This window comes from Pseudonocardia sp. SID8383 (genome assembly GCF_009864975.1).
GTDB lineage: Bacteria > Actinomycetota > Actinomycetes > Mycobacteriales > Pseudonocardiaceae > Pseudonocardia > Pseudonocardia alni.
In genome coordinates this window covers 1-4,244 of the sequence record NZ_WWFY01001086.1, presented here as the reverse complement: position 1 = coordinate 4,244, position 4,244 = coordinate 1, and the positions used below count along the sequence as shown (strand labels likewise).

Genomic DNA, 4,244 nt, shown 5'->3' with positions numbered 1-4,244 from the left:
CGACGGCGCCGCCCGCAGCGCCCCCAGCAGCAGGCCGAGATTGTGCCGGCGCACCGCCGGTGGGCGCGCGGGCGGGGCCTGCGGGCGGGGAGCCGGTCGGTCGTGCACGGGGTCATCGTGCTCCGGCGAGGTGTTCCAGTGCCAGCTGGTGGAGCCGGACGAAGCCGTACCCGCGACGGCCCAGCGCGTCCGGGTCGACGGTGTCCAGCGCCGGGTCGGCGAACAGGTCCGCCGCGGTCTCCCCGGCCCCCAGCGTCGGCTCGGACAGTGCGGGCACCCCGGCCTCGGCGAGCGCGGCGACGACCTCGGGGTCGGCCCGGAACGCGGCCGCCCGCTCGCGCAGCAGCAGGTAGGTGCGCATGTTCGCGGCGGCGCTGTCCCACACCCCGCGCCGGTCCTCGGTGCGCGCCGGCTTGTAGTCGAAGTGCCGTGGCCCGTCGTAGCCCGCGGTCTCGAGCAGGTCGACCAGCGAGAACGCGTTCAGCAGGTCACCGTGGCCGAACACCAGGTCCTGGTCGTACTTGATGCCGCGCTGGCCGTTCAGGTCGATGTGGAACAGCTTCCCGGCCCACAGTGCCTGGGCGACGCCGTGGGTCATGTTGAGCCCGGCCATCTGCTCGTGCCCGACCTCGGGGTTGACGCCCACGAGCTCGGGGTGGGCGAGGCGCTCGACGAAGGCCAGCGCGTGCCCGACGGTGGGCAGCAGGATGTCCCCGCGGGGCTCGTTGGGCTTCGGCTCGATCGCGAACCGGATGTCGTACCCCTGCTCCAGGACGTGCCCGCAGAGCAGGTCCATGGCCTCGCGGTAGCGGTCCAGGGCGGCGCGGACGTCCTTGGCGGAGTCGAACTCCGAACCCTCCCGTCCACCCCACAGCACGAAGGTGCGGGCACCGAGCTCCGCGGCCAGCTCGACGTTGTGCAGCACCTTGCGCAGCGCGAGGCGCCGCACGGTCCGGTCGTTGGAGGTGAACCCGCCGTCCTTGAACACCGGGTGCGAGAACAGGTTCGTGGTGATCATCGGAACGGTCATGCCGGTCGCCTCGCACGCCTTCCGCAGCCGTGCGATCTGCCGGTCCCGGTGGGCCGGGTCCGGCGCGAAGCCGAACAGGTCGTCGTCGTGGAAGGTGAGACCCCAGGCGCCGCGCGCGGCGAGCTCCTCGACGGCCTCGACGACGTCGAGCTCGGGGCGGGTGGGCGAGCCGAACGGGTCGGCCGCGGTCCAGCCGACGGTCCACAGTCCGAAGGAGAACCGGTCGGCGGGGGTGGGGGCGGGAACGGACATGGGCTGGGACTCCTGGGACGGGGGTGCGGGACGGTCCGGCAGCGAGCCGGTGGACAGGACGCCGGCGTAGAACCGGGCGCTGAGCTTGGGGGTGCGGGCGTGGGTCACCGGGTCCACGGCGACGATGCCGAAGCGCATCGCGTAGCCGCGGGCCCACTCGAAGTTGTCGAGCAGTGACCAGACGTAGTAGCCGCGGACCGGTAGGCCGTCGGCCGCGGCCCGGGCGGTCTCGGCGAGGTGGTCGTGCAGGTAGGCGACGCGGTCGTGGTCCTGCACCGCGCCGTCGGCGGCGGGGACGTCGGGATAGGCGGCGCCGTTCTCGGTGACCACCAGGTCCAGGCCGGGATGCTCGGCGGCGAGCCGGCGCAGCAACGCGCCCAGGCCCCGGGCGTCGACCCCCCAGCCCATGTCGGTGAGCGGACCGGCGGGCCGCGGGAACTCGACGTCCTCGCAGGCGACCCACGGGGTGGCGGCACCGTCGCCGTGCCCGTCGGCGGTCTCCTTCGGCCGCTCGCGCGTCCAGTGCCGCACGACGGTCGGCGTGTAGTAGTTGACCCCCAGCACGTCCGGCGGGGCGTGCACCAGCCGCTCGTCGCCGGGCAGGACGAACGACCAGTCGGTGACCCCGGCGGTGTCGGCGAGGACGTCGGCCGGGTAGCCGCCGTCGAGCATCGGCCCGGTGAACAGGCGGTTCTGCAGACCGTCGACCCGGCGGGCGGCGTCGCGGTCGGCGTCGGACCCGGTCTGCGGCAGCACCCAGGCCAGGTTGAGGCTGACGGCGATCCGGGCGCCGGGGAGCAGCTCCCGGATCGCCGTGGTGGCGAGCCCGTGGGCGAGGTTGAGGTGGTGCACCGCGGCCAGTGCCGCGGCGGGCTCGGTACGACCGGGTGCGTGCACCCCGGCCGCGTAGCCGAGGAAGGCGCTGCACCACGGCTCGTTGAGCGTCGTGAACAGCTCCACCCGGTCACCCAGCGCGGCGGCGACGACGGCCGCGTACTCGGCGAACCGGTACGCCGTCGCCCGTGCCGCCCAGCCACCGGCGTCCTCCAGGGCCTGGGGCAGGTCCCAGTGGTAGAGCGTGAGCACCGGGGCGATCCCCGCGGCCCGCAGCGCGTCGACCAGCTCCGAGTAGAAGGCGAGCCCCTGGGCCGACACGGGTCCGAGGCCGTCCGGTCCGACCTGCGGGGTCACCCGGTTCCAGCTGACGGAGAAGCGGTAGGACTGCAGGCCCAGCTCGCGCATGAGCGCCACGTCCTCGTGGACCCGGTGGTAGTGGTCGGCCGCGACATCGCCGGTCTCGCCGTCCGCGGTCCGACCGGGGGTGTGGGCGAAGGTGTCCCAGATGCTGCGGGTGCGTCCGCCCTCGGCGACCGCCCCTTCGATCTGATAAGCGGCGGTGGCAGCGCCGAGCACGAGCCCCTCGGGCAGATACGTGGTCATCCGCCGAGCCGCCGGCCGCTCGCCGGGTCGAACGCGTGCACCGTGCGGCCCTCACGGGCCGCGACCCGGAGCCGGGAACCGACGGCCGGTCCCGCCCCGCCGTCGAGCCGGACAACGAACCGCTGCGCGTCGGCACCGACCCGCCCGTGCACGAAGGTGTCCGACCCCAGCTCCTCGGCGAGCTCGACGGTGAGCTCGAGGGCGGGCTCGGCGTCGTCGGCCGGGCGCAGACCCTCCGGACGGACCCCGAGCAGGACCTCGGACAGCCCGGCCCCCGCCGCGTCGGCCAGCACGTCCCGCGGCAGCGCGACGGCGGCCCCGGCCAGGTCGGCACCACCGGGGGTGAGCACCGCGGTGCGCAGGTTCATCGCGGGCGAGCCGATGAACCCGGCGACGAAGGCGGTCGCGGGCCGCTCGTAGAGCTCGCGAGGCGCGGCGCACTGCTCCAGCAGACCGTCGCGCAGCACCGCGACGCGGTGCCCCATCGTCATGGCCTCGACCTGGTCGTGGGTGACGTAGACGGTCGTGGTGCCGAGCCGCTGCTGCAGGGCGGCGATGTGCGCACGGGTCTCCACCCGCAGCTTGGCGTCCAGGTTGGACAGCGGTTCGTCCATGAGGAACACCGCGGGCTCGCGGACGATGGCGCGGCCCATCGCGACACGCTGGCGCTGGCCACCGGAGAGCGCCTTCGGCCTGCGGTCGAGGTAGGGCGTGAGGTCGAGCAGCTCGGCGGCCGCACGGACCCGCCGGGTGAGCTCGCTCTTCCCGACCTTCTGCAGCCGCAGGGCGAAGCCCATGTTCTCCGCGACGGTCATGTGCGGGTAGAGCGCGTAGTTCTGGAACACCATCGCGATGTCGCGTTCCTTGGGCGCGACGCCGGACACCTCGCGGCCCCCGATCTCGATGCCGCCCTCGTCGACGTCCTCCAGCCCGGCGAGCATCCGCAGTGCCGTCGACTTGCCGGACCCGGACGGGCCGACGAGCACCAGGAACTCCCCGTCGGCGATGTCCAGGTCGAGCCGGTCGACCGCGCGCACCGGGGGCGGCCCCGGATAGACACGGGACGCGGCCCGGTAGGCGACCTCGGCCATGATCGTCGTCCTCTCGCTGGGAACCGGCTCCGCTGCCGGCCCCTCCGACCCTGGCCCACGAACAGCCACACGCCTAGAGTTTGTTCGTCTTCCGTACGAACTAAGACCGGAGCACGCATGGACGCGAGCAGCCGGATCGCCGCCGGTGACCTGCGGCGACACCACCTGGGCCTGGTGCTGGGCGAGGTCGTCCACGGGTCCGCGATCAGCCGCGCCGGCATCGCCGCGGCGACCGGACTGACCCGGTCGACGGTCTCCGGGCTCATCGCGGAGCTGCTCGCCGGCGGCCTCGTCCGCGACATCGGCGCCGGCCCGGGCGGCACCTCGGGACGCCCCGGCCGCCGTCTGGTCCCCGACCCGGCCGGACCGGTCGGCATCGCCCTGCAGATCGAGGAGGACGGCGTCGGCGGTTGCCTGGTCGACCTGGCCGG

The 4,244-nt window shown here is 74.2% G+C and carries 3 protein-coding genes and 1 pseudogene; 1 reads left to right on the top strand and 3 read right to left on the bottom strand.

Features of this window, described 5'->3' with window-relative positions:
• Positions 1 to 112: 112 nt before the first annotated feature.
• The 3 genes and pseudogenes from xylA to ugpC form a co-directional block, all read right to left on the bottom strand.
• On the bottom strand, positions 113 to 1,282 hold the full coding sequence (xylA, locus tag GTW08_RS26375) for a xylose isomerase (RefSeq protein WP_073575597.1): 1,170 nt from the start codon (positions 1,280 to 1,282) through the stop codon (positions 113 to 115).
• 63 nt (positions 1,283 to 1,345) lie between these two features.
• A pseudogene (locus tag GTW08_RS26370) lies at positions 1,346 to 2,722 on the bottom strand (GH1 family beta-glucosidase); the annotation flags it as partial.
• A complete protein-coding gene (gene ugpC / locus GTW08_RS26365) occupies positions 2,719 to 3,813 on the bottom strand; it encodes an ABC transporter ATP-binding protein (RefSeq protein WP_161152673.1) in 1,095 nt (364 codons plus the stop codon). The gene ugpC and the pseudogene GTW08_RS26370, both read right to left, overlap by 4 nt.
• A gap of 117 nt (positions 3,814 to 3,930) precedes the next feature.
• Between ugpC and GTW08_RS26360 the strand changes: the two genes are divergently transcribed.
• A partial coding sequence (locus GTW08_RS26360; protein WP_161152672.1) for a MarR family transcriptional regulator occupies positions 3,931 to 4,244 on the top strand: 314 nt, incomplete at its 3' end.

Bases quoted from the DNA above. Each gene is read 5' to 3' on its own strand.
- ugpC (WP_161152673.1), bottom strand. From the start codon at position 3,813: ATGGCCGAGGTCGCCTACCGGGCCGCGTCCCGTGTCTATCCGGGGCCG.
- xylA (WP_073575597.1), bottom strand. From the start codon at position 1,282: ATGTCCGTTCCCGCCCCCACCCCCGCCGACCGGTTCTCCTTCGGACTG.